This is a genomic window from Mycolicibacterium thermoresistibile (genome assembly GCF_900187065.1).
GTDB lineage: Bacteria > Actinomycetota > Actinomycetes > Mycobacteriales > Mycobacteriaceae > Mycobacterium > Mycobacterium thermoresistibile.
This window is the reverse complement of record NZ_LT906483.1, coordinates 2,493,999-2,520,969: the sequence shown is the minus strand read 5'-3', so window position 1 is coordinate 2,520,969 and position 26,971 is coordinate 2,493,999. Positions and strand designations below refer to the sequence as shown.

At 70.2% G+C, this 26,971-nt stretch carries 30 protein-coding genes; 11 read left to right on the top strand and 19 right to left on the bottom strand.

Annotation, left to right across the window (positions count from 1 at the left end):
* Complete coding sequence (aceA, locus tag CKW28_RS11750; protein ID WP_003927583.1) at positions 1–2,301, top strand: isocitrate lyase ICL2; 2,301 nt, start codon at positions 1–3, stop codon at positions 2,299–2,301.
* A gap of 83 nt (positions 2,302–2,384) precedes the next feature.
* Here the strand turns inward: aceA and CKW28_RS11745 are convergent, their stop codons facing one another.
* The 4 genes from CKW28_RS11745 to CKW28_RS11730 form a co-directional block, all read right to left on the bottom strand.
* A complete protein-coding gene (locus tag CKW28_RS11745; RefSeq protein WP_003927582.1) occupies positions 2,385–3,038 on the bottom strand; it encodes a hypothetical protein in 654 nt (217 codons plus the stop codon).
* Positions 3,035–3,577, bottom strand: coding sequence for a hypothetical protein (locus CKW28_RS11740; RefSeq protein ID WP_003927581.1), 543 nt, complete (start codon positions 3,575–3,577; stop codon positions 3,035–3,037). Before CKW28_RS11740 ends, CKW28_RS11745 begins: the two co-directional genes overlap by 4 nt.
* Positions 3,578–3,723: 146 nt before the next feature.
* A complete protein-coding gene (locus tag CKW28_RS11735) occupies positions 3,724–4,815 on the bottom strand; it encodes a M42 family metallopeptidase (protein WP_040548321.1) in 1,092 nt (363 codons plus the stop codon).
* A gap of 209 nt (positions 4,816–5,024) precedes the next feature.
* Positions 5,025–5,456: a type II toxin-antitoxin system Rv0910 family toxin gene (locus CKW28_RS11730; RefSeq protein WP_003927579.1), complete on the bottom strand. Its 432-nt coding sequence runs from the start codon at positions 5,454–5,456 to the stop codon at positions 5,025–5,027.
* Between the two features lie 98 nt (positions 5,457–5,554).
* Between CKW28_RS11730 and CKW28_RS11725 the strand changes: the two genes are divergently transcribed.
* A complete protein-coding gene (locus tag CKW28_RS11725) occupies positions 5,555–6,265 on the top strand; it encodes a nitroreductase family protein (RefSeq protein WP_003927578.1) in 711 nt (236 codons plus the stop codon).
* Between the two features lie 26 nt (positions 6,266–6,291).
* On the opposite strand, the gene CKW28_RS11720 is transcribed toward CKW28_RS11725, so the two are convergent.
* Entirely contained in the window at positions 6,292–7,206 is a 915-nt protein-coding gene (locus tag CKW28_RS11720; protein ID WP_040548318.1) for a ribonuclease Z, read from the bottom strand.
* A 94-nt stretch (positions 7,207–7,300) separates the two neighbouring features.
* Positions 7,301–8,260: an enolase C-terminal domain-like protein gene (locus CKW28_RS11715; protein ID WP_003927576.1), complete on the bottom strand. Its 960-nt coding sequence runs from the start codon at positions 8,258–8,260 to the stop codon at positions 7,301–7,303.
* Positions 8,261–8,415: 155 nt separating this feature from the next.
* Here CKW28_RS11715 and CKW28_RS11710 point away from each other — a divergent pair, with 155 nt between their 5' ends.
* From CKW28_RS11710 to CKW28_RS11700, 3 genes are all read left to right on the top strand, one after another.
* Complete coding sequence (locus CKW28_RS11710) at positions 8,416–8,859, top strand: Fur family transcriptional regulator (protein WP_050812092.1); 444 nt, start codon at positions 8,416–8,418, stop codon at positions 8,857–8,859.
* Positions 8,860–8,916: 57 nt separating this feature from the next.
* Entirely contained in the window at positions 8,917–11,145 is a 2,229-nt protein-coding gene (gene katG, locus CKW28_RS11705; RefSeq protein WP_040548202.1) for a catalase/peroxidase HPI, read from the top strand.
* Positions 11,146–11,206: 61 nt separating this feature from the next.
* The gene (locus CKW28_RS11700) at positions 11,207–11,728 is read left to right on the top strand and encodes an Rv1352/Rv1906c domain-containing protein (RefSeq protein ID WP_081475587.1); all 522 of its coding nucleotides are present in this window, start codon (positions 11,207–11,209) and stop codon (positions 11,726–11,728) included.
* Positions 11,729–11,732: 4 nt separating this feature from the next.
* Here the strand turns inward: CKW28_RS11700 and CKW28_RS11695 are convergent, their stop codons facing one another.
* Positions 11,733–12,377, bottom strand: coding sequence for a M15 family metallopeptidase (locus tag CKW28_RS11695; RefSeq protein ID WP_197700644.1), 645 nt, complete (start codon positions 12,375–12,377; stop codon positions 11,733–11,735).
* A gap of 340 nt (positions 12,378–12,717) precedes the next feature.
* On the opposite strand from CKW28_RS11695, the gene CKW28_RS11690 reads away from it, so the two are divergent.
* Positions 12,718–13,158 carry an STAS domain-containing protein gene (locus CKW28_RS11690; RefSeq protein WP_003927571.1) on the top strand — a complete coding sequence of 147 codons (441 nt, stop codon included), beginning with the start codon at positions 12,718–12,720 and terminating at the stop codon, positions 13,156–13,158.
* A gap of 660 nt (positions 13,159–13,818) precedes the next feature.
* On the opposite strand, the gene CKW28_RS11685 is transcribed toward CKW28_RS11690, so the two are convergent.
* On the bottom strand, positions 13,819–14,784 hold the full coding sequence (locus tag CKW28_RS11685) for a DUF8129 domain-containing protein (RefSeq protein WP_003927570.1): 966 nt from the start codon (positions 14,782–14,784) through the stop codon (positions 13,819–13,821).
* 184 nt (positions 14,785–14,968) lie between these two features.
* Here CKW28_RS11685 and CKW28_RS11680 point away from each other — a divergent pair, with 184 nt between their 5' ends.
* From CKW28_RS11680 to yaaA, 4 genes are read left to right on the top strand one after another with little or no spacing between them, the layout of a single operon-like run.
* Positions 14,969–15,712 (top strand): alpha/beta hydrolase, encoded by a 744-nt coding sequence (locus CKW28_RS11680; protein ID WP_003927569.1) that lies wholly within the window; start codon positions 14,969–14,971, stop codon positions 15,710–15,712.
* A 31-nt stretch (positions 15,713–15,743) separates the two neighbouring features.
* Positions 15,744–16,880 carry an alkaline phosphatase family protein gene (locus CKW28_RS11675; protein ID WP_003927568.1) on the top strand — a complete coding sequence of 379 codons (1,137 nt, stop codon included), beginning with the start codon at positions 15,744–15,746 and terminating at the stop codon, positions 16,878–16,880.
* 10 nt (positions 16,881–16,890) lie between these two features.
* Positions 16,891–17,520, top strand: a complete 630-nt coding sequence (locus tag CKW28_RS11670; protein ID WP_003927567.1) for a M15 family metallopeptidase — start codon at positions 16,891–16,893, stop codon at positions 17,518–17,520.
* A gap of 9 nt (positions 17,521–17,529) precedes the next feature.
* Entirely contained in the window at positions 17,530–18,276 is a 747-nt protein-coding gene (gene yaaA, locus CKW28_RS11665; protein ID WP_003927566.1) for a peroxide stress protein YaaA, read from the top strand.
* A gap of 95 nt (positions 18,277–18,371) precedes the next feature.
* Here yaaA and CKW28_RS11660 read toward each other — a convergent pair whose 3' ends face one another.
* The 3 genes from CKW28_RS11660 to CKW28_RS11650 form a co-directional block, all read right to left on the bottom strand.
* A complete protein-coding gene (locus CKW28_RS11660; RefSeq protein ID WP_003927565.1) occupies positions 18,372–18,626 on the bottom strand; it encodes a metallothionein in 255 nt (84 codons plus the stop codon).
* Positions 18,627–18,691: 65 nt separating this feature from the next.
* Positions 18,692–19,900, bottom strand: a complete 1,209-nt coding sequence (locus tag CKW28_RS11655; protein ID WP_040548306.1) for an FAD-dependent oxidoreductase — start codon at positions 19,898–19,900, stop codon at positions 18,692–18,694.
* A 12-nt stretch (positions 19,901–19,912) separates the two neighbouring features.
* A complete protein-coding gene (locus tag CKW28_RS11650; RefSeq protein ID WP_003927563.1) occupies positions 19,913–20,809 on the bottom strand; it encodes a hypothetical protein in 897 nt (298 codons plus the stop codon).
* A 167-nt stretch (positions 20,810–20,976) separates the two neighbouring features.
* On the opposite strand from CKW28_RS11650, the gene CKW28_RS11645 reads away from it, so the two are divergent.
* Positions 20,977–21,681, top strand: a complete 705-nt coding sequence (locus CKW28_RS11645; protein WP_003927562.1) for a sensor domain-containing protein — start codon at positions 20,977–20,979, stop codon at positions 21,679–21,681.
* Here the strand turns inward: CKW28_RS11645 and CKW28_RS11640 are convergent.
* The 8 genes from CKW28_RS11640 to CKW28_RS11605 form a co-directional block, all read right to left on the bottom strand.
* A complete protein-coding gene (locus tag CKW28_RS11640) occupies positions 21,678–22,979 on the bottom strand; it encodes a competence/damage-inducible protein A (protein WP_003927561.1) in 1,302 nt (433 codons plus the stop codon). The genes CKW28_RS11645 and CKW28_RS11640 overlap by 4 nt on opposite strands.
* A gap of 70 nt (positions 22,980–23,049) precedes the next feature.
* Positions 23,050–23,298 (bottom strand): microaggregate-binding protein 1, encoded by a 249-nt coding sequence (mbp1, locus tag CKW28_RS11635; protein WP_003927560.1) that lies wholly within the window; start codon positions 23,296–23,298, stop codon positions 23,050–23,052.
* A gap of 75 nt (positions 23,299–23,373) precedes the next feature.
* Positions 23,374–23,952 (bottom strand): hypothetical protein, encoded by a 579-nt coding sequence (locus CKW28_RS11630; RefSeq protein WP_003927559.1) that lies wholly within the window; start codon positions 23,950–23,952, stop codon positions 23,374–23,376.
* A 194-nt stretch (positions 23,953–24,146) separates the two neighbouring features.
* Complete coding sequence (locus CKW28_RS11625) at positions 24,147–24,371, bottom strand: hypothetical protein (RefSeq protein WP_003927558.1); 225 nt, start codon at positions 24,369–24,371, stop codon at positions 24,147–24,149.
* Between the two features lie 149 nt (positions 24,372–24,520).
* Positions 24,521–25,096 (bottom strand): ATP-binding protein, encoded by a 576-nt coding sequence (locus tag CKW28_RS11620; RefSeq protein WP_003927557.1) that lies wholly within the window; start codon positions 25,094–25,096, stop codon positions 24,521–24,523.
* Positions 25,097–25,163: 67 nt separating this feature from the next.
* Positions 25,164–25,556 carry an STAS domain-containing protein gene (locus CKW28_RS23855; protein ID WP_050812079.1) on the bottom strand — a complete coding sequence of 131 codons (393 nt, stop codon included), beginning with the start codon at positions 25,554–25,556 and terminating at the stop codon, positions 25,164–25,166.
* Between the two features lie 179 nt (positions 25,557–25,735).
* The gene (locus CKW28_RS11610) at positions 25,736–26,083 is read right to left on the bottom strand and encodes a hypothetical protein (protein WP_040548198.1); all 348 of its coding nucleotides are present in this window, start codon (positions 26,081–26,083) and stop codon (positions 25,736–25,738) included.
* Between the two features lie 73 nt (positions 26,084–26,156).
* Positions 26,157–26,948, bottom strand: coding sequence for an HAD family hydrolase (locus CKW28_RS11605; protein ID WP_003927554.1), 792 nt, complete (start codon positions 26,946–26,948; stop codon positions 26,157–26,159).
* Positions 26,949–26,971: the final 23 nt, after the last annotated feature.

Here is a 26,971-nt window from a genome sequence, read left to right as displayed (position 1 = left end):
ATGGCCATTTCCGAAGCGGAACGCGAAACCAGGACGTCGTTCGAAGAAGACGTCGCCGAAACCCAACGCTATTTCGACAGCCCGCGCTTCGACGGCATCATCCGGCTGTACACCGCCCGTCAAGTGGTCGAACAGCGCGGCACGATCCCGGTCGACTACACCATCGCCCGCGAAGCGGCGACCGCGTTCTACGCGCGGCTGCGTGAACTGTTCGCCGAGCGCAAGTGCATCACCACGTTCGGACCGTACTCGCCGGGCCAGGCGGTGACCATGAAGCGGATGGGTATCGAGGGCATCTACCTCGGCGGGTGGGCCACCTCGGCGAAGGGGTCGGCCGACGAGGATCCCGGACCGGACCTCGCCAGCTATCCGCTCAGCCAGGTGCCCAACGAGGCCGCCGGGTTGGTGCGCGCACTGCTCACCGCCGACCGCAACCAGGAATACCTCCGCCAGCGGATGAGCCCGGAACAGCGCGCCGCCACCCCGGTCTACGACTACCGGCCGTTCATCATCGCCGACGCCGACACCGGCCACGGCGGCGACGCGCACGTGCGCAACCTGATCCGGCGGTTCGTCGAAGCGGGCGTCGCCGGCTACCACATCGAGGATCAGCGGCCCGGCACCAAGAAATGCGGGCATCAGGGCGGCAAGGTGCTGGTCCCCTCGGACGAACAGATCAAACGGCTCAACACCGCGCGCTTCCAACTCGACATCATGCGGGTGCCCGGCATCATCGTCGCGCGCACCGACGCCGAGGCGGCCAACCTGATCGACAGCCGCGCCGACGAACGTGATCAACCGTTCCTGCTCGGGGCTACCAATCTCGCGATCCCGTCGTACAAATCCTGCTATCTGGCGATGTTGCGCAGCTTCTACGACAGCGGCGTCACCGAGCTCAACGGCCACCTGCTGTACTGGCTGGCCGAGGGCGAGTACGACCGCGCCCGCGCCTGGCTGGACCGGAACGGCCTGCTCGACCGGATCTCCGAGGCCGTCGGCAAGTGGCGTCCCGGCGAGGACCCCGCCAACGACGAGTTGTTCGACGAGGTGGAATCGGCGTTCGTGGAGATCTGGGAGGAGGACGCCGGGCTCAAGACCTACGGGGAGGCGATCGCCGACCGGATGGAGTTCGCCGAGGCGGACGGGGAACCGTTCGACATGACCGCCGAGGAGTGGCGGAGATTCGCCGAACGCAAGTCCTTCTTCGAAATGTCCCAGAAGGCCGCCGAACTCGGCATCGACGTGCCATGGGACTGCGAACTGGCGAAAACCCCGGAGGGCTACTACCAGTTGCGCGGCGGCATCCCGTACGCGATCGCCAAGTCGCTGGCCGCGGCCCCGTTCGCCGATCTGCTGTGGATGGAGACCAAGACCGCCGATCTCGACGACGCCCGGCAGTTCGCCGAGGCGATCCACGCGCAGTTCCCGGACAAGATGCTGGCCTACAACCTGTCCCCGTCGTTCAACTGGGACACCACCGGCATGACCGACGAGGAGATGCGGGCGTTCCCCGCCGAACTCGGCAAGATGGGCTTCGTCTTCAACTTCATCACCTACGGCGGCCACCAGATCGACGGGGTCGCCGCCGAGGAATTCGCCACCGCGCTCCGCCAGGACGGCATGCTGGCGCTGGCGCGGATCCAGCGCAAGCTGCGTCTGATCGAATCGCCTTACCGCACACCGCAGACCCTGGTGGGCGGCCCGCGCAGCGACGCGGCCCTGACGGCGTCGTCCGGCCGCACCGCCACCACCAAGGCGATGGGCGAGGGCTCCACCCAGCATCAGCACCTGGTACAGACCGAGGTGCCCAAGAAGCTGCTCGAGGAATGGCTGGGGATGTGGAGCGAGCACTATCAACTCGGCGAGAAGCTGCGCGTGCAGTTGCGGCCCCGCCGCGCCGGCGGCGAGGTGCTGGAACTGGGCATCTTCGCCGAACGCCCCGGCGGTGAGGATGAGAAGGTCGCCAATGTGCTGGTGGACCCGATCCGGGACCGGCACGGCCGCAGCATCCTCACGGTGCGCGACCAGAACACCTTCGCCGAAGCGCTCCGCAAGAAGCGGCTCATGACGTTGATCCACCTGTGGCTGGTGCACCGGTTCAAGGCCGAGGCCGTGTACTACGTCTCCCCCACCGAGGACAACCTCTATCAGACCTCGAAGATGAAGTCCCACGGCATCTTCTCGGAGGTGCACCAGGACGTCGGTGAGATCATCGTCGCCGATGTGAACCGGGAGCGGATCGAGGAACTGCTCGCACCCGACCGCGAAGCCCTGCGCCGGCTGATCCGCAAGGAGGACTGACACCCCCTTCGGACAGGCACCCCCTCGGGCAGACTCCCGCCCGCCGGCGCCGCGCACGCGCCGACGGGCGGGAGTCTGAACAGCTAGCGGTTGTCCTTTTCGGTCCGGGCGAGATCCTCCAACCGGTCGGCCCGGGTTTCCGCGGCCGCCGCGGCGGCGCGTTTCGCCTCGGCCGCGCGGCCCTTACCACCGGCCGCCGCGGTGGCCTGACGCTCGGCGGCCCGGATCCGGGCCTGGTCCTGCTCTTCGGCCGCCCGCGCCGCGCCCTTGCGGCGGGCCGCCACCTCGTCGGCCTGCCGTTTGGCCGCGGCGGTGCCCCGTTGAGCGGTGACCGCCGCATCCCGTTTGCGGTTCTCGGCGGTTTCGCGGGCTTCCCGTACCTGCTGCTGCGTGGTGGCCTGCGCGGCGTGTTGACGCTGCTCGGCCTGTTCGCGCGTGTGCCGCAGTTCGGCGTCGGCCGCCTGCACCCGCTCGGTGGCGGTGTCGTCCAGTCGGGCCGCCCGGCCCAGCGCGGCGCTGCGATCCATCCGCGCCGCACCACGGCGCCGCAGGGCCTCGTCGCCGAGCGCACCTCCGATCACGGCGTCCAGCCTGCCGAGCGAACCCTCATACCACAGCCGGGCCGGCGATTCGTCGTCCAGACGTGCGACGAACTGATCACCGATGACCTGCAACGGGAACCGGGCCAGCTGGTACTGCAACCGCAGCACGGTCCTGGGAACGTCGGTGACTCTCATGATGTCCTCCGGTCGGCCTCTTCACGGAGGCGGTCGGCATCGGCCCGCGCACGGGCGGCCTCGGCCACCGCGATCCGATGTTCCGCCTCGGCCTCCTCGGTCGCCATGTCGGCGGCCTTCACCTCGACACGCTCTTCGGCGCGGGCGTCCTGCATCTGCCGGCGGGCCTCCGTCTCCGCCTGTGCGTTGGCCTGGCTGACGGCGCGCTGTCCGGCCTGTTCGACAGAACGCTTCTGCGCCTCCTGCCGGCGGGTGACCGCGTTCTCGGTTGCCGCGGCCTCGGTCCGCCGCACCAGTCGTTCCTCGGCGGCGGCCTGCCGCGCCGCCTCCGCCTCGGCGCGGGCCTGTCTGGCCTCGGCGTCGGCGACCGCTTCGGCAGTGGCAGCGTTTCTGCGCTCCCGGCCCTGCACCTGCTCGAGCTCACCTTCGGTGGTCAACGAATCGTTTCGGGTCACGGCGCCGGCGATCTTCTTGACGGTGCCTCTCACCGCCGCCGCCAGACCCTTACGGGCCTGATCGGCCGCGTTTCGTTCAGTCATCACATCCCCTAATCGGATCGGCGCCAGACCGTCGTGTGCCCTGTCCCCAAGTCGGTGGTGGGCCTGCCTGTGCGCCTCGACGCAGGGTTTCCAGTCACCCGGGGGTCTGAAACGTACCGATCACCACATCCGCGGATGCGGCACGCTCAGTCCGGCTGCGGGGTGCGCAGAAACTCGCACACCACCCTGCTCATGGCGGGTATAGCGGCGCGGGCGAGGACCTCGTAGCCGTGGGTGCTCAAGGTGGGCAGACACAGCAGGGCGGCCTGTGCGGTCAGCCCGGCCGCCCTGGCCTGAGAGGCATCCGACTCGAACGCGCCGAACACGGCGGCCTGCGGATCGAGGCCCAGCTCGATGGCCACCGCCAGCAGCCGGTCGGCCACCTTCTTGTCGTAGAGCGCCTGCGCGTCGCCGTAGGCGATGATCGGGCCGCCGCTGACCGTGGTGCCGTACTCCGCCTCGGTCGGGCCGACCTCCAGTGCCAGGGTCAGCCTGCCCGGCAGCGTCCGGCTCGCGTAGCAGCCGCCGATCCCGCCGACCTCCTCGGCGGTGGTGAACACCAGGTACACATCCTGCGGAGGCCGCGGGTCCCGGAGCCCGGGTGCCACCTCGAGCAGCGCGGCGACCGCCGCCCGGTCGTCGAGGAAGTAACACCCCAGATAGTCCCCGAACTCGATCAGCGTGCGCTTGCTGTGGTGCACACAGACCCGAGTGCCGGGCCGAACGCCTGCCGCGGACAACTCCTCGGGCGTGCGGCCGGTGAAGACGTAGACGTGCAGCCAGTCCAACGACTTGTCACCCTGATCCGGTTTGGTCTCCCAGATCCGTTGGCTCTCTTTGGTCGTGTGTTCCGAGCCCAGCGTGAGCACGGCGGTCAACGTCTCCTGATCGCCGAGCACGGCCACCGGTCCCAATCCGAAGTTCCCCGGATACATCGTGCCCGCCGGAGTCAGCCACAGCGAACCGTCCGCATCGATCCGCTTGACCAGCATGCTCAGCTCGTCCATGTGGGCCATGACCCGAATCGATTGGGAACCATCCTTGTTGGGACCGCTGGGGCTGTCGGGACATTCGGGATCGGCGCTGCGGATCAGTCCGACCAGGTTGCCGGCCGGGTCGGTCCAGATCTCATCGACGTGCGGTGCGAGTTCGCGGTGGCAGATCGCGCGGACGGCGTCCTCCTGGCCGCCGGGACCGTACGCCACCAGGAGTTCCTGCAGCAGATCGGCACGCAGCATGATCCCGACATACCCCGCCCGGACGCCGTCGACACCAGCGCGCCGCGCGCCGACGCCCGAGAAAGCCCCGCCGACGCCCAAGAAAGCCCCGCCGAACGTGTATTCCACGCGGGAAATCGGCGCCTACACCGCAGTGGATTCACGCTGGGCGCCGGATTCCGGGACAGGCGGATGATTGCCGATCCTGTTGCCGGGCAACGGCGCAGCCGTCAGGCGTACAGGGTCTCGAAGCGTGCGATGGAGCGTTCGAGGTCGCCTCTGACCAGCCGGGCCGCGGTCGCACCGATGGGGCCGAACAACGGCCGGCCGCCCAGATCGAGGGTCACCGTGAACCGGCAGCCGTCGTCGATCGGGTCGACCTCGAGCCGCAGCGCGTATCTCGTTCCGCCCACCCCCTCGCCGGAAATCGCCAGCAGGCGGGGTGGTTCGTACTCCCTTATCGTCCAGGAGACCCGGTTGCGCATGCCCTTCACCCCGGCGACTCCCGTCACGGTGACACCCACTCCGAGCTCGGCGGGCAGGTCGCCGCGCCAACCCTGATGCATCGACAACCAGTCACCGAACGACGACAGATCCGACGCGTGCGCCCAGGCCCGCTCGGGCGACATGGGCATGGTGCGGGTCAATGTCAGCTTGGCCACCCGGGGATCGTAAACCGCGCAATCCTGCCGACCGGCAGCCCGATCGGGCCGATCGAGCCGATGGACCCGCAGCCGTCCCGCGCGTAACGTCAGCGGTCATGCCCGACACACCGAAACCCATTCCGTCGGTGGCCGAGGCGTTGGCCCGCCTCGACATGCCGCTCGCCGAAGCGATGATGACCCAGCGCGCGGTGCGCAGGGTACTGCCCGACCCCGTCGACGACGAGCTCGTCCTGAAATGCATCGAACTGGCGTTGCGCGCGCCGACCGGTTCCAACGGCCAGAACTGGGAGTTCATCGTCGTCAAAGACCCCGCGGTGAAAGCCAAACTCGCCGACCGGTACCGGCAGGCCTGGGCCGTGTACGGCGGGATCGGGCGCCGGGTGACCGCCGGTGACGAGTCGATGGCCAAGATCCTGCGGGCGGTGCAGTGGCAGGTCGACCACTTCACCGAGATCCCGGTGCTGGTGGTGGCCTGCCTGCGGGCCGGTCCGCGGGAAGGGCGGTTGCCGTTCATGCCGGCGCCGCCGGTGGCGGCGTCGTCGTTCTTCGGATCGATCTACCCCAGCGTGCAGAACCTGTTGTTGGCCGCGCGGGCGATGGGTCTGGGCGCATCCCTCATCACCCTGCCGCTGTGGAGCATGACCTCGGCCCGGCGCATCCTCAAACTGCCGCTCTCGGTCACGCCGTGCTGCATCGTTCCGCTGGGGTGGCCGCGCGGACGGTACGGGCCCACCACCCGGCGACCGGTCCGGGAGGTCGTCCACCTCGACTCCTACGGCAACCGGGCCTGGCAGTCACCCAGCTGATCACCGGCCCGGCCCGTCTCATCGGCTCATCGGCGCCGGGGAACCGGGATCCGGGCCAGATCCTCGGCGACCACCAGATCGCCGTCGAACACCTCGGCGGCCTCGTCACGGAACGCCGACAGGTCGCGGTAGCGCTGGGAGAAGTGGGTGAGCACCAGCCGCCGCACCCCACACCGGTCGGCCACCTGCGCGGCCTGACGAGCGGTCAGATGCCCGTACTCGCGGGCCAGATCGGCATCGGCCGACAGGAACGTCGCTTCGATGACCAGGAGATCGGCGCGGTCGGCCAGGTCGAACACCGCGTCACACAACCGGGTGTCCATCACGAACGCGAACCGCTGCCCCGGCCGGGGCTCGCTGACATCGGACAGCCGCACCAGCCGTCCGTCGACCACGAGTTCGCCGTCGGCCTGCAACCGGCGCACCGCCGGCCCGTGCACCCCGAACTCGGCGAGTTTTCGCGCGTCGAACCGCCGGCCGTCGGGTTCGGTGAGCCGGTACCCGATCGACTCGATCGAATGGTCCAGCCGGCGTGCCTCCAGCGTGCCGAATCGGCCGGTCGCCACGGGGCCGTCGGAGTCCACCGGTTCCTCCCGCAGGTCCGCCACCTCATGAAACGCGCAGGCATGCCGCAACCGGGCGAAATACTCCCGTCCCGACCGCGGGTAGTGCGCGGTCACCGGATGTGCGACCCGGTCCAGTGACAGCCGCTGGATCACCCCGGGCACCCCGAGGCAGTGGTCGCCGTGGAAGTGGGTCAGGCACAGCCGGGTCAGGCCGGCGGCCGACACCCCCGCGAGCAGCATCTGGCGCTGGGTGCCCTCCCCCGGGTCGAACAGGAAACCCTCCTGGTCCCAGCGCAGGAAGTACCCGTTGTGGTTGCGATAGCGCGTGGGCACCTGGCTCGCCGTGCCCAACACGATCAGTTCACGGACAGACACCATTACGACCGTACGAAAGCGGGCTGCACCGCAGGCGCTTTCGGGTCAAGGCGTGGTCCTCGTCGAAGCGGCCGGCGAGCGGTGCCGGGTCCGGTCACGAGCGCGCCACGCGCAGCCGCTCCCGCCACCATGCGATGCGGTCCGGATCGGTGATCGCGAACCGTTCGAGCAGTTCCGGATCCGGCCCCGGCGGCATCGGCGCGACCGGCAGGTGGCCGTCGACCGGACGCAGAACCCGCGGACCGGAAACCAGATCCCCCGCCAACTCGCCGGCGGAGCCGAGCGCGCACGCGAACCGCAGCTCGGGCAGCGCCCCGGCCAGCGCCACCCCGGCCGCCTGCCCGACGCTCGTCTCCGCGGTACTCGCGACCACACACGGCAGACCGGTGGACTCGGCCACCCGCAACGAGCGGCGCACCCCGCCCAGCGGCCCGCACCGCAACACGGCGACATCGGCGATCTCGGCCCACCGCACCCCGGGATGCTGCAGGGCGGCGTCAGCGGCGATCGGCACGTCGACCCGGCGTCGCACCTCGGCCAGCTCAGCGGCGGTCCGGCACGGCTGCTCGACGAACTCCAGTTCGCCGGCCGCCCGCGTCAACTCCCGGATGACCGCGACGGCCGTCTGCACATCCCAGAACCGTTGCGGCGCACAGCGAATCGAAGCCCGGGCGCCGAGGGCCGCCCGGACTGCGGCAACTCGGGCGAGGTCGGCGTCCAGCGAATCGGGTTCGGCGGCGACGGCGACCTGTGCGGTGCGGCACCCGGAACCCGCGGCGATCTCCGCGGCCCGATCGGCGCCGACCGCGGCGACGATCGCCGCTGCCGGGATCCGGCCCCGCGAGGGGTCCGGCCAACCGACCGTGCCCGGCTCGGTGGCAGCGGTCAGCCAGCGGCGGCAGGTGTCGTCGTCGCTGTCGGGCAACGGGCTGAACTCCCCCCAGCCCTGGGGCCCTTCGATCAGCATGCCCTCGCGGACCGCGGCGCCGCCCGACATCCCGACGGTGGGAATCGCGAACAGCGGTGCGGTCTCGAAGTCGATCAGTGTCTGCACCGAACGGAAGCTAGCCGATAGGGCACGAAAACGCCCGGAACCCGGAATTCGTCCCGGAACCCGGAATCGTCGCCGGAGCTGAAATTTCGATGAGTATCTCGATGAGTTTCGCCAAAGTCTAGACCGATTCCAGAATATTGCGGGATATTCGTGTCGTGCCCCGGCTCCCGGACTACGCCGCACAATTGCGGACGGCGGGCTTACGTGTGACGCGGCCTCGCGTCGCAGTGCTGGAGGCGGTCCATGATCACCCGCATGCCGACACCGAGTCCATCTATCTGGCGGTACGCGCAAAGCTTCCCGCGGTCTCCCGGCAGGCGGTCTATGACGTGCTACATGCTTTGACCGCAACGGGTTTGGCGCGTCGGATCCAGCCGCCCGGATCGGTGGCCCGGTATGAGGCCCGGGTCGGGGACAACCATCACCACCTGGTGTGCCGATCGTGCGGATCGGTCGCCGACATCGATTGTGCGGTGGGTGCCGCACCGTGTCTGACTCCCGCGGACCCGGGTGGCGTCCTGGACGGTTTCCTGCTGGACGAGGCGGAAGTCATCTACTGGGGTGTGTGCCCCGACTGCGCGAGAACCGAGCCGATCTGACCCGACAGCGATCCGATGAACGTCAGCCCGTAACCACCCACTCCCGGAAGGAACACCGTGTCAGTAGACAGCCGCCCGCCGAACCCCGCCACCAACACGCGGAGCAACAGCGAGAGCGAAAATCCGGTCATCCCGTCGCCCGAACCCAAAGTGGGCCGGCCGCTGACCAACCAGGACTGGTGGCCGAACCAGCCCGATGTCTCGGTGCTGCACGCCCAGACCGAGAAGGCCAACCCGCTGGGCTCGGATTTCAACTACCGCGAGGAGGTCAGGAAGCTCGACTTTGACGCGCTCAAGCGCGACGTGGTCGAGGTGCTGCGCACATCGCAGGATTGGTGGCCGGCCGACTACGGCCATTACGGCGGTCTGATGATCCGCATGAGCTGGCACGCCGCCGGCACCTACCGGATCCACGACGGCCGCGGTGGCGGCGGTCAGGGCGCCCAGCGGTTCGCCCCGCTCAACAGCTGGCCCGACAACGCCGGGCTGGACAAGGCGCGCCGGCTGCTGTGGCCGATCAAGAAGAAGTACGGCAACAAGCTGTCCTGGGCCGACCTGCTGGTGCTCGCAGGCAACGTCGCCCTGGAGGACATGGGCTTCAAGACCGCCGGATTCGCGTTCGGCCGCGAGGACACCTGGGAGCCCGAGGAAACGCTGTGGGGCTTCGAGGACACCTGGCTGGGCACCGACAAGCGTTACTCCGGCGAGCGGGAACTCGCCGAGCCGTTCGGCGCCACCACCATGGGACTGATCTACGTCAACCCGGAGGGGCCGGAGGGCGAACCCGACCCGATCAAGGCGGCCATCGACATCCGCGAGACGTTCGGCCGCATGGCGATGAACGACGAGGAGACCGCCGCGCTGATCGTCGGCGGGCACACCTTCGGCAAGACCCACGGCGCCGGTGACGCCGATCTGGTCGGACCGGAACCCGAAGCCGCGCCCATCGAACAGCAGCAGCTGGGCTGGAAGAGCTCCTACGGGTCCGGCAAGGGCCCGGACGCCATCGTCAGCGGGCTGGAGGTGGTGTGGACGCCCACGCCGACCAAGTGGGACAACACCTTCCTGGAAACGCTGTACGGCTACGAGTGGGAGCTCACCAAGAGCCCGGCCGGGGCCTGGCAGTACGTCGCCAAGGACGCCGAGGAGGTCATCCCCGATCCCTTCGACCCCGACAAGAAGCGCAAGCCGACCATGCTGGTGACCGACCTGTCGATGCGGTTCAGCCCGATCTACGCCGACATCACCCGCCGCTGGCTGGAGCATCCCGAGGAGTTGGCGGACGCGTTCGCCAAGGCCTGGTTCAAGCTGTTGCACCGCGACATGGGCCCGGTGTCGCGCTACGTCGGTCCGTGGGTGCCGACGCAGACCTGGGTCTGGCAGGACCCGGTGCCGGCGGTCGAGCATCCGTTGGTCGACGACGCCGACGTGGCGGCGCTCAAGACCAAGGTGCTCGAGTCGGGGCTGTCGATCCAGCAACTGGTCAAGACGGCGTGGGCGGCGGCGGCGAGCTTCCGCGGCACCGACAAGCGCGGCGGCGCCAACGGGGCCCGGCTCCGGCTCGAGCCGCAGAAGAACTGGGAGGTCAACGAGCCGGCTGAGCTGGGCAAGGTGCTGCCGGTGCTGGAGAACATCCAGCAGGAGTTCAACGCCGGCGCGTCGGGCGGCAAGAGGGTCTCGCTGGCCGACCTGATCGTGCTGGCCGGGTCGGCGGCGGTCGAGAAGGCGGCCAGGGACGCCGGTTTCGAGGTCACGGTGCCGTTCGCGCCCGGCCGCACCGACGCGTCGCAGGAACAGACCGACGTCGAATCGTTCCGGGTGCTCGAGCCGCGGGCCGACGGATTCCGCAACTACATCCGGCCCGATGAGAAGACACAGGTCGAACGGCTGCTGGTGGACCGGGCGTACATGCTCAACCTCACCGCACCGGAGATGACGGTGCTCATCGGCGGGCTGCGCGCGCTGGGCGCCAATTACGGCGGCTCCAAGCACGGGGTGCTCACCGACCGGCCGGGCGTGTTGACGAACGACTTCTTCGTCAACCTGCTCGACATGCGCTACGAATGGCGCGGCGGCGAGGCCGAACACGTCTACGAGGGTGTGGACCGCGACACCGGTCAGGTTCGGTGGACGGCCACCGCCAACGACCTGGTGTTCGGGTCGCATTCGCAGCTGCGCGGTCTGGCCGAGGTGTACGCCCAGGACGACGCGAAGGACAAGTTCGTCCGCGACTTCGTCGCGGCCTGGGCCAAGGTGATGAACAACGACCGATTCGACCTGGTCTGATCGGGTGCGGCAGCCCGTGGGTCCACCGGCCCGCGGGCTGCCGGCACGTAAGCTCTCCGTCATGAGGTCGAGAACCGCCGCGCTCAGCGCCGTCGCCGCCCTCGTCGCCGGTGTCTGGCTCACCTCTCCGTGGCCGGCCGGTGCCGAGCCGACAATCGAGCCCGCCGAACCGTCGGGCGAGCCGGCCCCCCAGGCCGCACCGGCGCAGCCCAGGACCACGATCGACGCGGACGGAACCTATGCGGTGGGCACCGACGTCGTGCCCGGCACCTATTCCTCGGCCGGCCCGGTCGAGGGGGACGTCTGCTACTGGAAACGCGTCAGCAGTGCCGATGGTCAGGCGGACGGGGGCAAGATTCTCGACAACGCGATGAGCAAGAAACCCCAGGTCGTGCAGATCGAGGCGACCGACGGCGCGTTTGTGACCCGCGGCTGTCAACCGTGGCGGCAGACGACCGCCCCGTCCGGCGAGATCGATCTGCCGCCCGAGGTGGATGCGCTGATCGGCAAGGCGAAACTGCGCCACTACATCGACACCCTGAACCGCAACGCCCAGGCGTTCGGTCAGGTCCCGCCCCCGTAGGGCGTCAACCGGTCGGCCGCTCGAAATGCTGGTAGTCGACCGGACTGCGCCAGTACCCGCCCCACTGCCAGCCGTGCTCACCGAACACCCGCACCGCGGGATCGCCGTCTTTGATCAGGCCGGGATCGATGCGGGTCCGGTCCAGGTAGGGGCCGGCGTTCTGCGGCTCATAGGCCCCGCCGGCCGGCACGTACGGGTTCAGTAGCGGGTTGATGTCGATGGCGCGCCCATAGGCGTGCCAGGACCACCGGTCAGAGCCCGGGATGCCGCGGCAGTTGAACGCCGAGGTGTTGTTGTCGCGCATGGACAGCTCGTCGTCGGCGGTCGGGTAGTGGTCGACGGTGCGCATCTTCTCGATCGGGAAGCCGGCCCGGTGCAGTGCGCCGAAGATGGCGATGACCTCGTCGACGAGATCGGCGTGCACGATCAACTCCCCGCGGGCGGTCCGGCCGTCGAAGCCGAGATGGTCGAGTTCGACCCGGCGGAGCTGCTCCGGCCCGACCGGGCATCCGGGGCGCCAGCTCGGCCCGAGCTCGGCGGCGGTGACGGGGTGCACCGTCGCGCCGGCCGGCTCAGGCGCCGGTTCAGGGGGCGCCGCAGGCGGTTCCGGTGGGGGCGGCTGCTGCGGAGAGGGGGACTGTACCGGCATCGCGGGCTGTGGTGCGGCGGGCGGGCCGGCCGGGGTGGGCGGGTCGGCGCACTGCACCGTCACCAGCGTCGCCGCCGCCAGGGCGAGCAGGGTGGCGACGGGACGGGTGAACCGCGTTCGTCGAGGGGTGGTCACCTTCGCAAAGACCTCCCGGAATGCCGGACCTCGACGGTTTGCCAGGCTGGGCGGACGGCGGAATTTTCCGCGGATTTTCGGAGTGCAAGTTCATTCTTACAGGAGATTTAGAGGCTGCTCCCCGCGGCCTTATTTTGGCCGATTAGCTTTCGGGTCAGTAGCTCAGAACCGGGCTTGTCGACAACCGATTGGAAGTGAGGCCATCATGACCGTTCCGATCCACGCGGCACATCGTTTCGGCAATCGCCCATTCGACTGCAGTGGGGCCAAGATCCGGGCCCAGTGCCGTCACCTCGCCACCGTGGTCACGATCAGCGGCACCATCGATGACTCCAACGCCGATCGCGTCGGCAGCTACATCAGCAGGTTCATTCCGACCGAGCAGGCGTTCGTGTTGGATCTCAGTGGGCTGGACACGTTCTCGCCGGCCGGGATCTCCTTCCTCGACCGGGTGGACGACGCCTGCCAGACGGCCGGCATGGATTGGGCGGTGGTGTGCAGCCCCGCGGTGATCAAGACGCTCGACGCCGACCAGGACTCGTCATATCCCGTCACCGACTCGGTGGCCGCGGCGTTGCACCAGTTCGCCGATGTCATCGCCGCCCGCCGCCGGGTGCTGCTTCCGCTGCTCGGTAAGTCGGCATAGCACGCAGGCGTTTGACGAGTCAACGACCGTCGGCGCCAACGGTATTGGAACAACCGGCCGCGTATGCGGCCGGTTTTCCGTTGTGGCACCGCCTGTCAGCGCGGCAGTGCGTGAGGGGGCCGTCGCGAGTGTGCACTGGCTGTGGCGACGGTGTATCGGACGTTGCGAGGGTGTACTGACGGAGCTGGTTGTGCGGCTGCTGCGGGGAATCGGGCCTTGATCGCGCTGCAGCGTCACGGTCAACACTGCTGATGCACGCTCACTGCCGTGACCGCACACCCGCCTCCGCGCGAGCACGGCCACCGCAGCTGCGACACGCTCGGATTCAGGGCTGTGTGGGGATCGTCTGAGAGCGGCGCCGTCTCCCCCGGCCCCGCTACCGCGTCAATGGGCCGCGTTGCAGATCGTCTCTGAGGGGACCGCGAGTGTGCACTGGCTGTGGCGACGGTGTATCGGACGTTGCGAGGGTGTACTGACGGAGCTGGTTGTGCGGCTGCTGCGGGAAATCGGGCCGAATCGCGCTGCAGCGTCACGGTCAACACCGCTGATGCACGCTCACTGCCGTGATCGCACACCCGCCTCCGCGCGAGCACGACCACGCATGAGTCCACCCCCGCAATCGCGTGACTGCGGGGGTGGAATTCAGCGCCTGATGACGCCTCAGTTGCCGATCCCGACGACCTCCTGGGCGATTGCCGCCAACCGGGTCTGCGCGGCCGACACCACACCGTGCCGGTTCTTGTGCGACTCCTCGTAGGCGATCACCGCGCGGATGTCGCTCGGATCATCGAGTTCCTTCACCGCGGCCACCGCCTGCGACACGTTGAGACCCTCATAGTCGCTGATCGGCAGCTCCTCGGCGGACAGCGCGCCGGCAGCCGTGCGCATCGAGCCCAAGACGTCGGCGACCTCGTCGGAGCCCTCGCGGCGGGCCACCCGCTCAGCGGTCTGGAGCGCGGCATCTCGTGACGCGGTGAATGTCTTCGCCGCGACATCGCGGACCTCGGCGCCACGGTTGACCAGGTCGTCGACGGTCGTCGGAGCGTTGCGCACCGCGTCGAACACCCGGTCCAGCCCGCGTGCCGACCAGGTCACCGGCACATTGACCGCTTTCACCGCCAATCCGGCCGCGGCCTGCATCGGGCTGCGGCGCAGCGCCGCCGGTCCGCCCAGCGCATCCTCGGCCAGCACCGTGGTGAGCCAGTCCACCGTCGCGGAGTGCGCGGCGATCAGCCGCGACGCCAGATCCTCGATGTCGGATCGTTTGGCGGCCACCGCCAACGCCTTGATGTAGCGGGCCCGATCGAGCAACTGGTGCTCCAGCTGCAGATCACCGAGCAGCGCCTCGTCGAACGGCTGGGCCTGTTCGATCATGGCTTTCACCGCCGCGGCGGCCCGGCCGAGCAGCGGGCCGGTCAGGCTCGGCACCCCACCCAGGTCGCGGATCGCACGTTCGATCGCCTCGGCGCGAGCGCGGGCGTTGTCGGCGTTCTGCGCCAGTTCACGCTGCACCGCCTCGGTGCGCGCCTGGGCCAGCCGCGTCTCGGCCACCTGAATCTCGGTGTTGGTCAGATCGAGCACGGTGCGCAACTGCCTCAACAACGTGCTGATATCGGATGTGGACATATGGGGGTCCCCCTCGTAGTCGATTCGGCGCGGAGCGCGCCATTGGTGCCCCGGGTACCCGATGCCGGCACTCGCCATAGCGGTGCTGTCAGATTTCTCACTATCCGGGATGCCGGCCGGAACCAGCGTCGACCACAGCGCAACGCGCGGTTGACACGGCGTGCCTCGGGGCAGTCTTGCCGACATGGAGACCGGAAAAGCCAGCACAGAGACCCTGCAGTACGCCCCCGGACGCTGGGCGGACCTGTACCGGGCACACCCACCCGGCGGCGACGCGCAGCCGCCGGTGCTCATCTGGCACGGCAAGCAGACCGATGCCCGCGCCACGGTCACCGCGCTCGCGCAGAAGGTGGCCGGGCGCGGTTTCGCGGTCGTCGCGCCGGACTGGAACTCCGACGCCCCCGACGGTGGCCGGTCGGATCTGCTGGAGTCGGTACGGTTCACCCGACGGCGGTACGGTTCCGACGAGCTGCTGCTGGTGGGCTGGTCGCTGGGTGGTGCGGCGGCCGCCGGGCTGACCCTCACCGCGGCCGAACACGCGGCCGAACACTATGTGCGGCCGGTGGCCACCGTCTGCCTGGCCGGGGCGTTCATGGTGCCCGACCCGATCACCGGCCGGCCGCCGAACCGGCTGCCCGGTCTGCTGCGCGACGGCGGTCACCGGACACCGTTTCTGCTGCTGCACGGCGCCGCCGACGATGTGGTGCCGATCGCGGCGAGCCGGGATTTCGCCGAAATCCTGCGGTCGCACGGGTGGCCGGCCGAGGTAGCCGAGCTCGACACCGACCACGCCGCCATCGCCGGAGCCGGTTATGACCCGGCCGCCGACCGCTACCTGCCCGGCACCGACGCCCGGACCCACGCGGTCGCCGACGAGGTGGCCGCCCACATCGCCGCGATGGCGGGACGTCCGACCGACCGCGGCTGACCGCAGCTCCGGGTGTGGCAGGCTCGGCGCTATGGACCTGCCGCGACCGGACCCTGGCCTGGCCCATCTCGCCGACGTGGTGCCGGCGGTGCTCGCCGCGATGGGCGTGGCCGGTTTCGACAGCCGGATCCCGCTGCGTCACGGTCTCGCCGGGGCATGCGTGTTGTTGATCGACGGGCTGGGCGCCGAGTTGCTCGACACCCACGCCGATGACGCCCCGGTGCTCGCCGGGCTGCGCGGGGAGACCCTGCAGGTCGGATTCCCGTCCACCACCGCGGCCGGGCTGGCCGCCCTCGGAACCGGTTGCCACTCCGGCGAACACGGCTTCGTCGGCTATTCGTTCCGGGTGCCGGCCGCAGGGGTGATCAACGCCCTGCGCTGGCGTCCGCATCCGTGGGGCGAGGATCTGCGCGCCGAGCTGCCGCCGGAACAGGTTCAGCCGCTGCCCACCACCTTCGAACGGGCCGCCGCGGCGGGCGTGGCGGTCAGCGTCATCTCCGGAGCGCAGTTCACCGGCTCCGGGCTGACCCGGGCGGTGCTGCGCGGTGGACGCTACGTCGGTGTGCACGCCCTGGGCGACCTGGCCGCCACGGTGCGTCAGACCATCGCCGACGGCGGGTTCTGCTACGGCTACCACAGCGACGTCGACCTGCTGGGGCATCTGCACGGCCCGGGCTCGCCGGCGTGGCGGATGCAGTTGCGCCAGGTCGACCGATTGGTGGAGTCGGTGCTGGACGATCTGCCGTCCGGCGGGCTGCTGGCGGTGGTCGCCGACCACGGCATGGTCGGTGTCACCGACGATCATGTCATCGACCTCGACGCCCATGTCACCCTGTGGGACGGAGTCGACGCGGTCGCCGGCGAACCGCGGGCCCGCCATGTCTATGCCGCCGACGGCGCGGCCGACGACGTGCTGGCCACCTGGCGTGACACGCTGGGAGAGCAGGCCTGGGTGCTGAGCCGGGAGGAGGCCGTCACCGCCGGCTGGTTCGGCCACCGGGTCACCGACGAGGTGCGGTACCGCATCGGCGACGTCGTCGCGGCCGCGCGCGGCACCGCGGCGCTGGTGCGGCGCAGCGCCGAACCGCTCGAGTCGGCGTTGATCGGGCATCATGGCTCACTGACCACCGCCGAGCAGCGGGTTCCGCTACTGCTGGCCTACGGATGAGGGTGTAAAGATGACCGATCTGGTCAGGAAGCTGTCGACGGTGTCGACCGCCGCGGCGGCGACACTGCTGACGGGCCTGTTCGCCCTGCTCGGGGCAGGCGCCGCACCGGTCGCGGCGCAGCCGTGGTCCCCGGATCCGGGCGGCGCGGCCGACGGCGCTCTACCTCCCGGGGTGACCCTGAGTCCGTACGACCTCGCCCACCCCGCCGTCGGCGGGCTCGACCCGGCGCTGCGGCAGGCGGTGCAGGAGGCCGCCCGGGCCGCCGCCGCGGACGGGATCGAGCTGCGGATCACCTCGGGTTGGCGCTCACCCGAGCTGCAGCAGCGGATGTTCGACGACGCGGTTTACAGCCACGGTTCCGTCGACGCGGCCCGCCGGTGGGTGGCGACGCCGGCGGTCTCCCGCCACGTGACCGGCCGCGCCGTCGACATCGGTCCCGGCGCCGCGGCCGAGTGGCTCAACCGGCACGGCGCGCGATTCGGGCTGTGCCGCACCTACGCCAACGAGATGTGGCACTACGAGCTGACCGCCGACGCATCCGGCGTCTGCCCGCCGTTGCTGCCCGACGCGTCCGTCGACGTACCACCGGCCGACACCCAGCCGGTGCCCGGGCCGATCGCCTGGCCGGCCGACGGCTAACGTGCTGGCGTGCTTGTCCTGCTGCCACCCTCGGAAACCAAGCGCGCCGGAGGAGACGGCGCGCCGCTGAGCCTGGAGTCGCTGGGCTTTCCCACCCTGTCCCCGCTGCGCCGGGCCCTGATCGACGAACTCGTCGCGCTGGCCGCAGACCGGCCCGCGGCCCGGCGGGCCCTGGGCATCTCGGCCGCCAAGGATGCCGAGATCGACCGCAACGCCGAACTGTGGAGCAGTCCCACGCTGCCCGCCGTCGAGCGGTACACCGGCGTGCTCTACGACGCCCTCGACATCGGGTCGCTGCGGGGCGCGACGGCGGCGCGGGCCCGCAGCCGGCTCGCGGTGGGCTCGGCGTTGTTCGGTCTGCTGCGCGCCGACGACCCGGTGCCGGCGTACCGGCTGTCCGCCGGCTCGAAACTGCCCGGCTCGGGCACGCTGGCGTCGCGCTGGCGCCCGCTGCTGGAGCCGGTCCTCGCCGAGGTCGCAGCCCACCAGCTCGTGATCGACCTGCGTTCGGGCGCCTATGCCGGGCTCGGGCGGGTCCAGGACGCGGTGCGGGTCAGCGTCGTCACCGACGACGGCGCCGGGCAGCGACGCGTCGTCAGCCATTTCAACAAGGCGCACAAGGGCCGGCTGGCCCGCATCCTGGCGACCAGCCGCGCCGAACCCGATGACGCCGAGTCGGTCGCGGCCATCGCGCGAAAGTCCGGTCTCAAGGTGGAGTGCCACGACGACGGCGACCTGACCCTCATCGTCAGCTGAGACGTCGTCAGTGATACCCAGAACCCCCTGGCCTGCTGCTTCCTGAGTTATCCACAGGCGTTGTCCACAGTGGGGATAAATTACATCGGTGTAGTTCAGGCGCCCGCCGGGACCGGATAGCGGTCGTTGATGTCGGCGTTGCTGGCCTTGCGGGCGCAGTGGGCGCAGCAGTAGATCGCCTCGGGCGTCTCCACCCCGTGGCCGAGGATGCGGCAACCGCAGTGCGCGCATTCCGGCGCCAACTTCGCCGACGCGCACTCGATGCTGTCGAACGTCGCGGTCCAGCCGTCGTGGCTGGTCACGGTGAAGGCCTTGTCGTATTCGTTTCCGCAGGTATCGCAGATGGCCATGCCGTCTCCTTGGATATTGCCGGTGCCCACCGGGTTCCCGGCCCGTGGAGGGGACAAACGCCGGGTCAGCGCCGGGCGAACGCCGGGGCGTGTTCCGGCCGGATGCCGACCCCGACCAGGCGGGCCGGCACCACCGACAGCCACGGCCACCGGGCCACCGCCCCGAGCAGCGGCGCCGGTGGCTGGACTTCCGCGCCGGACAGGATCGGGGCCAGCAGGCGGCGGTGCAGTACCCGCTGCAGCGCCTGGGTGAGCGCCGTCGCGGGTAGCCGCCGGCGGCGCACCGCGGCCAGCCCACCGGCGGTGACCCGGCCGCGCCGCAACGGTTCGGCCAGTATGGTGGCGGCCGCGACCGCGTCCTGCACGGCGAGGTTGATCCCCACCCCGCCCGCCGGTGACATCGCATGTGCGGCATCGCCGATGCACAGCAGTCCGGCGGTGTGCCAGCGCCGCAGCCGATCCATCCGGACGTCGAGCAGTTTCACGTCATCCCAGGAGGTCAGTCCGTCGACGGTGGATTCCGGCGCCAGCGCGGCGACCTCCCGGCGAAACGCGTCCAACCCGCGGGCCCGCAGCGCCGCATCCTGGCCCTTCGGGATCAGATAGGCGATCTGGAAGTAGCCCTCGCGCGGGATCATGATCATCGCCCGGCCCGGCGCGGTGCGCGGCACCAGCGAATACCCGGCCGAACTCTGCCGCGGCAGCCGGAACCACCACACGTCGAACGGCACCGGGAAGTCGCGGGTCCGCAGGCCGGCGCCAGCGCGGACCACCGATTTCCTGCCGTCGCAGCCGACCGTGAGGTCGGCCCGCAACTCACCGTCACCGTCCGGCCCGGTGTAGCGCACACCGGTCACCCGGTCGCGGTCGCGCAGCAAACCGGTCACCTCGGTGCGCATCCGCAGCGTGAACGTCGGCTCGGCCCGGCCCGCGTCGGCGAGCAGGTTCAGCAGATCCCACTGCGGCACCAGCGCGATGTACGGGTGCGGCTGCTTGAGCCGACCGAAATCGACCACAGGCAACGGCCGGCCGTGGACCGGGAACACCGCCTGCTCGACCCTGCTCTGCGGCAGGGCGGCGAACCGCTCACCCAGCCCGAGCTCCTCGAGCAGCCGGATGGTGCTGGGATGCACGGTGTCGCCCCGGAAGTCGCGCAGGAAATCACCGTGCTTCTCCAGCACGGTGACCGCCACGCCGGCCCGCGCCAGCAGCAGGCCCAGCACCATTCCGGCAGGACCGCCACCGACCACGACGCAGGTGGTGTGCTCGGTCATCGTCATCCGTCGTCATCCATCTGGGTCGTCCTGCCGAGGCGTCTTTCCGGTCCCGGAGACGGCGCGCCGACCGGTCCGCTGCACAGCCGCCAACCGGTTCTTCGCCGACCGGAGTTCTGCGGCGGCATCCTGATGGGCGGCGACGGCCTCGGCGTGGGCGTTCTCGGCGGCCTGCAGCCGGGCGCCGGCCTGCTCGAGGCGGGACCGGGCGTCGTCGTGGGCCAGCCGTGCCGCCGCCAACTCGGCGCGCCGCTCCCCCACCTGGGTGTCGAGGTCGGCGCGGATCCGCTCAGCTCGGGCCACCGCCGCACGGGCCGCATCGGTCGCGGCGGACTGCTCAGAAGTCGTCGCGGCGGCCTCATCCGGTGCCGGCTCGGCGCGCCGCCGGTGGCCGGCGGCCGGCGCCCCGTCGTCGGGAACCGAGGTGGCGGCGGCGACGATCGGCGCGGAATCGCCGAATTCGCCGAAACCCGACCACCGTTCGGCACGGGTCAACCGACCCAGCCGGGCCCGCACCGCCGCATCGGCGACCGCCGCATGCAGGGTGGCGGTGACGTCGTCACGCACCGCGGCCGACGGCGCGGCCACGGCGGTGAGCGCAGACTCGGCGAGTTCGGCGACCAGCCTGCGGTGTTCGGCCGACAACTCGCGGATGCGGTCCCCGTCGGCGGCGCGGTGCGCCGCGTGCAACCGGTCACCCAGCTCACCCAACCGGTCCACCACGTGCGCGTCGCGATGGACCAGGGAATTCACCAGCCACGCCGCCGTGGTCGGCTTCCGCGCGGCGGCAATCTGTGCGGCCCGATCGGCCTCCCCGCGGCTGCGGGCGGCCTTGACGAGCCGGCTCCGCGCCGCGGTGAAGTCCTCCGGCGGTAGCCGGTAGAGCTCGTCGAGTTCGTCGGCCGCCACGGTGATGTCCGGTCAGGCCCCGCCGGTCGCGCTCTGCCGGGACTCCCACGTGGCGTGCATCGAACGCACCACGCAGGTCCCGGTGGGGTCAGGGGTGGCAGCCATGGCACGACGGTACTCGACATCGGTCCCACTGTGCGCGGGTCGTTCACGGTATGAAGGTGGCTATGACCAAGCTGACTCGCCGGATCCTGGGCGGATGTGCCGCCGCGGTGGTCGTGCTCACCGGTGCCGCGTGCACCCATTCCGTCGAAGGTTCGGCGGTCTATGCGCCCGAGGTGCCGCGCGACGATCTCCCGCTGGTCAAGATCGCCGAGCTGCGGGATCTGATCCCCACCGCCGACGAGGCCCGCACCGTGGTCGAGGCGCCGAATCTGATCTATCTGCTGGCCTACACCAAACCGGACTCGCTGCCGCCGGACATGTTGTCCGAACCGGAGTGTGCCAGCGCGGTCATTCCCAACGACGCGTCGGCGTATCGCGGCTCGGGCTATGCGGCCGTCTACGGCCGGCTGGCCGACGATCTGCGCTCGCACCGGATCAGCACCGGGGTGGCGGCGTTCGCCGGCGCGCAGGAGGCGCACGAGTGGGTCACCCAGCAGGTCGACCGGTGGCGGGACTGCACCGACCGGACCCTGACCATCTCCCTGAACGGGCAGGAACTGCAGTGGAAGACCAGCGGTCCGACCCGTGCCGAAGGTGTGCACGTGCTGCTGCGACGGCAGGAGGGCACCGACTACGCGTGTTCCCGCGGGGTCGCCGCGCGCTCCAACGTCGCCGCCGACGTGCTGGTGTGCGGGCGCAACCCCGAGGCGGTGAATCCCCAGGCCGGCAAACTCGCCAACCTCATGCTGTCGAAGATCGGCGACTAAGCGCCGGCCGGGGCGGCCTCGAGCAGCGCGCGGCGCAGCAGGTGCAGCGCCACCGTGGTGGAGCGCTCCCGCACGTCGGCCCGGCCGCCGGGCAGCCGGACCGTCCGGGCGGCCTTGCGGCCGTCGTCGAGCAGAACGGCGAAACACACCGTCCCCACCGGTTTGTCGGGGCTGCCGCCACCGGGACCGGCGATGCCGGTGACGGCGACGGCCGTGTCCGCGCCGAACCGGCGCAACACCCCCGCGGCCATCGCCTCGGCGACCGGTTCGGACACCGCGCCGAAGGACTCCAGCAGGGCGGGCGCCACCTCGAGCAGATCGGTCTTGGCGTCGTTGGCGTAGGCGACCACACCGCCGGCCAGATATGCCGAGGCGCCCGGCCGTTCGGTCAACCGCGCCGCCAACAGCCCGGCCGTGCAGGATTCGGCGACCGCCAGCCGCCGGCCGCGCAGCAGTTCCGCGACCTGCTCGTCGACCAGCGCGCCGTCGGTGGAGAACACCTCGCGCGGGTGCCGTTCGATCAGCAGCTCCACCAACTCGGCGTAACTCGGCGCGGCCGCCGGTTCGTAGCGGGTGACCATCTCCACCTCGCCGCGGCGCAGGCACGTCGTGATCTCCAGGGCGTCGAATCCGGGGATCCGCTCCCGGGCGTCACGAAGTGTCTCGGCCAGCCGGGACTCGGGCAGCCCGAACATCCGCACCGTGTCCTGCCGGTAGTGGGTCCGGCCGGCGATCGCCCGTTGCACCTCGGCGGTGGTGAGGGCCCGCCGCCACATCGGCTGCAGTTCGCGGGGCGGACCCGGCAGCACCACCACCGTCGGGGTGCCGGCCACCACCAGACCGGGTGCGGTGCCGACCGGGTCGAGGACGGTGGCCCCGGCGGGCACCATGGCCTGTTTACGGTTGGCGGCCCGCACGGCCTCGAAGTCGGTCATGCCCGCACCGGTCTCGTTCGGTCCGATGCGGCCCATCATCGTGCGCAGGATGGCGGCGATCTTCTCCTCGACCACCGCATCGAGCATTAGCTCCCGCCCGCAGAACCGGGCGACGGTCTCCACGGTCAGATCGTCTGCGGTGGGCCCCAGCCCGCCGGTGGTGATGAGCAGGTCCACCCCGGTGTCGGCGTGAAAACGCAACTGGGCCTCGAGGTCGGCCGGCCGGTCCCCGCAGATGGTGACGTGGGCCAGCTCCACCCCGAGCTCGAGCAACCGGTCGGCCAGCCACGGCCCGTTCTGGTCCTGGATCCGGCCGGTGAGAACCTCGGTTCCGGTGACGACGATGCCTGCACGCGTGCTCACCGGACGGGAGCCTACGCAATCGGGGACGGGTGCCGTGGCACCCGCCCCCGGTCGCTTGCGATGTCGGCGATCAGTCCGGACGCTGAGCGGCCTTCTGGCGTTGCTCGTCGACCTTGGCGTTCGCCCGCGCCCGCTCGGCTTCGGCCTCCTTCTTGGCCGCGTCCCGCTGGGCGTCGGCCTTGTCCTGCTGAGCCTGGCCCTCGCGGGTCAGATCCTCACGCCCGGTGACCGTGCCGATCACTTCCTTGGCCTTACCCTTGGCGTCCTCGACGACGCCGCGGATGGCTTCCTGTGGTCCGCTGTTGCGGTTGTCCGACATGTCCGGTGGCTCCTTCCGTTCGGCCTCTTGACGATTCCCACATCCCGGGGATGTCAAACCGGCCGATCCGGTTTCTCAGGGCAGCGTCACCGGTCCGTCGCCGTGGCTTTCGATGGTCCCGGCGTCGATGAAATGCATGGGCGGACCGTCGGGTCCGGTCATCGACCGGTCGGCGACGACGGTGGCGACGGCGGCGCCGTCCACCGCCAGCCCGGCGATCTCGACCTCATCGCCGATGGTGAAGTTCACCGCGGGATCACTTGCGGTGCCGTTCGATCCAGCTTTGGTGAGGGTGGTGGTCTGCGGTGTGATCCGGTAGGTCCGGGTGAACCCGTCGGCGCTGCGAACGGTCACCGAATCCGGCGACACCGCGATGATCACCCCCCGCTGACCGAGGGGCTGGTGCTGCCCGTGCGGGGAGGACGCGACCGCGGCGACTCTCGCGCCGGGCCGCGCGTCGGCGATGCCGGTGCTTCTCTCGTCCGCCCCGTGGGGCGCAGCGTGGGTGGCGGGGTTTGCTGGCCGGAGGTCACCCAGTTGGACCAGCGCAGCGGCCAGCAGGGCGGCACTCGCCACCGCGGTGGCGATGGTGCCGATCACCACGTTGGTGCGGGCTTCGGCGGCCTTGCGTTTTCGAAGCGGCGCAGTTGGCATCCGGTGGGATCCCATTGTCGGCACTTCTTCCCGCGGTCACACCGCACCGGCCCGTCTGGCCGGGACACGCAACCGCTGTCTGCGTTGCCGCAGATTTACCCGCCGCGCGCCGCCGGTAAACCGCCGTGGTCAGCTCAGGCGCGCGCCTCCGCCGTCCGGGTGCTGTGCCCGGACGCGATCCACACCGAGGGCGGTCAGCGCTTGAACCAGCGGTCGATGGCCGCGACGTCGCGGGTGTAGGTGGTCATGATGTCGTCGTGGAACAGCGACGCTCCGGCGATGCGTTCCGAGCCGCTCCAGATCACCCGGATCCTGGTGTCGCCGCGGGTGTAGACATCGACGTGATCGACCTCCCGGCGCTGCCACCCGGACTGTTCGGCACGCTCGGACAGCGCCTGCCGCTCCTGGACTGCGCTCATGGTGTCTTCCCTCCTGTCCTGACCGGGCTGACCTGCCCAGACCGGCTCTTGAGAGTGTCTGCTCAGATGCCCTGCTAGCCTGCCCCGAACGGCGGCCGCGTCTGCTCGCCACAATAACGCCTGTTGTGGGGCGGTCGGCATGACCGTCGTTACAGCGTCGTGTGTGGCATGCCGCACACCGTGTTACCAGGACCCGTTCCAGGAGGGCCGCCGGACCCGCTCCAGGAGGTTACGGGGACGTGTTCTCCCCGGCCGGACCCGGAGCGGCGGATGCCGGTCCACCGCAGGTACGCCGTGGTGCCGTGGGCGCTGGTCTCCACGCTGGCCCGGTCGGTCAGCGCGTGCATGAGCGGAATTCCGCGTCCGCGGGTCCGGGTGGCGGGTCGCGGGTCGGCCATCCGCCAGTTGCCGCGGTCGGTGACGATCACCGTCAGGCTGGTGTCGTCGGCGACGTAGTGGGCGCAGACGTCCATCGTGCCGGGCCGTTCGGTGTGCACGTAGGCGAACTCCGCGGCGTTGGCCAGCGCCTCGTTGGTGGCCAGCACCATGTCGCTGCTCTTGACGGCGTCCACATCGAAGAACCGGCCCAGCCATGCGGCGAACTGCTCGCGCACCTGCGCGGCGGATGCGGCGTCGGCCGGAACGCCCAGCCGCTCGAAGTAGTCGGCGAGGGCGCCGGCCGACACTGGGTGGGCCGAGGAGGCGGAGGGGAACGGCTCGATCATCGCGAACTGCTGTCTACCCGGTGCCTCAACGTCCTATACCTTTTCCACCACCTGTGCCACCTGTGTGTCAGGTCGCCACGGCGGCCAGCGCCTCGTCGAGCGTGGCGTGGAGCGGCACCAGGTCGGCGATACCGAGCAGCTTGAGGGGCCGGCTCGTCGCCGGTCCGTCGGCCACGATGGTCAGGTTCACCGCGGGTGACACCTCATCGTGAATGGCGACGAGGACGCCCATTCCGGCCGAGGCCAGGAAATCCACCGCGGTGAAGTCCACCACCAGCGCACGGGGCTTCTTGCCGAGCGCGGTGCGGATCGCCTCATCGAGCTGGGGTGCGCTGAGCATGTCGACGACACCGGTCGCCGACACCACCGCGATGTCGGCGTCCCACCGCTCGTCGATCACGCAGTTCGCCGAACGCGCCGCGGATGCGCCCGTCGATGCGGGCTCACGTCGCTCGTTCACGATTTGACCTCCGTTTCGGTTCTCCACCCGGCTCGGTATCCGAAATTCACCCTCGCCCGTCGTATCGCATTTCGCGTGGGCGGCCGGCTGAACCTCGCACGGATCGAACTCCGACGGTACCGGATGGAGCCGGGGCCGCCATATGCCCGGCGGTATGCCCGACGAACGCGGTGCAGCGGTCACAGCCCACCCGAGCGGGCGCCCTGCCGACCGGTGAGCGCGACGCCGCCGACGAGCACGAGCGCGCCGATCACCGCCACCGGGATGGTCCACGAGCGCCGCGACGACACCGCGGATTCGCATTCGGCGACATAGTCGGTGTGCGGCACGATCTGATCGAGGATCGGCACATTCGCGACACTGCGGTCGTTGGCGGCCCGGGCGTCGGACAGATCGGCGGCGATCGCGTTACCGCAGCCGACCGATCGGCCCTCGTCGTCGGACACCGACACCGGCATCAGCATCCCGATCACACCGATAGCGAGGACGACGGCCCCGGCCAGCATGATGATTCGTCGTAGTGTCACGTCGCGCTCCTCGCCGCTGAAAAGAATGATCTTGGATGATCTCGGCGAGGCTGTACCCCATTGGTCGGGTCGGCTAAACCCGCAGTCTGCGGCGCAACAGCCCGCGGCGGGCGCGCCCGCTGCCGGCCACCCGCAACACGGGCCAGCCGTTGCGGGCGGCCGCGGCGGCCAGCCCGGGGCGCGGATTGACCGGACGGGGGTGGCCGACCAGCTCCATCAGCGCGGTGTCCTCATCGCCGTCGGCGTAGAAGTGGCTGCGATCGAGCGCGACGCCCGTCTCGGCGCAGAACCGTTGCACGGCAGCGGCTTTCTGCGGACCCCAGATGATGGGTTCGACGACGTCACCGGTCAGCCGGCCGTGTTCGTCGACGGTGAAGTGGTTGCACAACACATGGTCCACGCCGAGGAACCGGGCGACCGGCTCGGCGTGGATGGTCAGCGCCGAGGAACACAGCGCCACGGTGTGCTCCCGCTGCTGGTGGGCGCGCACGAGTTCACGCATCTGCGGATAGATCCAGGATGCGACCTGTTCGATGAACAGTTGCTCGCCCAGTTCGTCGAGTTCGGCGAGGGATTCCCCGCGCAGGTAACCGGCGGCGCGGACCACCAGCCGTTCGAACTGCATCCGCCCCATCCGGTACCGCAACGATGCCTCGATGACGCCGAACACCTCGCCGATGGAGGACTGCCGGTTGCGGATCCGGTGCCCGGCGTGGGCGGTGGCGGTGAAACCGTCGACCAGGGTGCCGTCGAGGTCGAAGAAGGCGCCGACCGTCGGCCCCGCCGGCCCGGCCAGGACCTCCGCGATGACCGGCGCCACCGGATCGGGTGCCGAGGCCTCGGATGCCGCCATCGGATTGGCCATGCCGTTATGGAAGCACGCCGCAC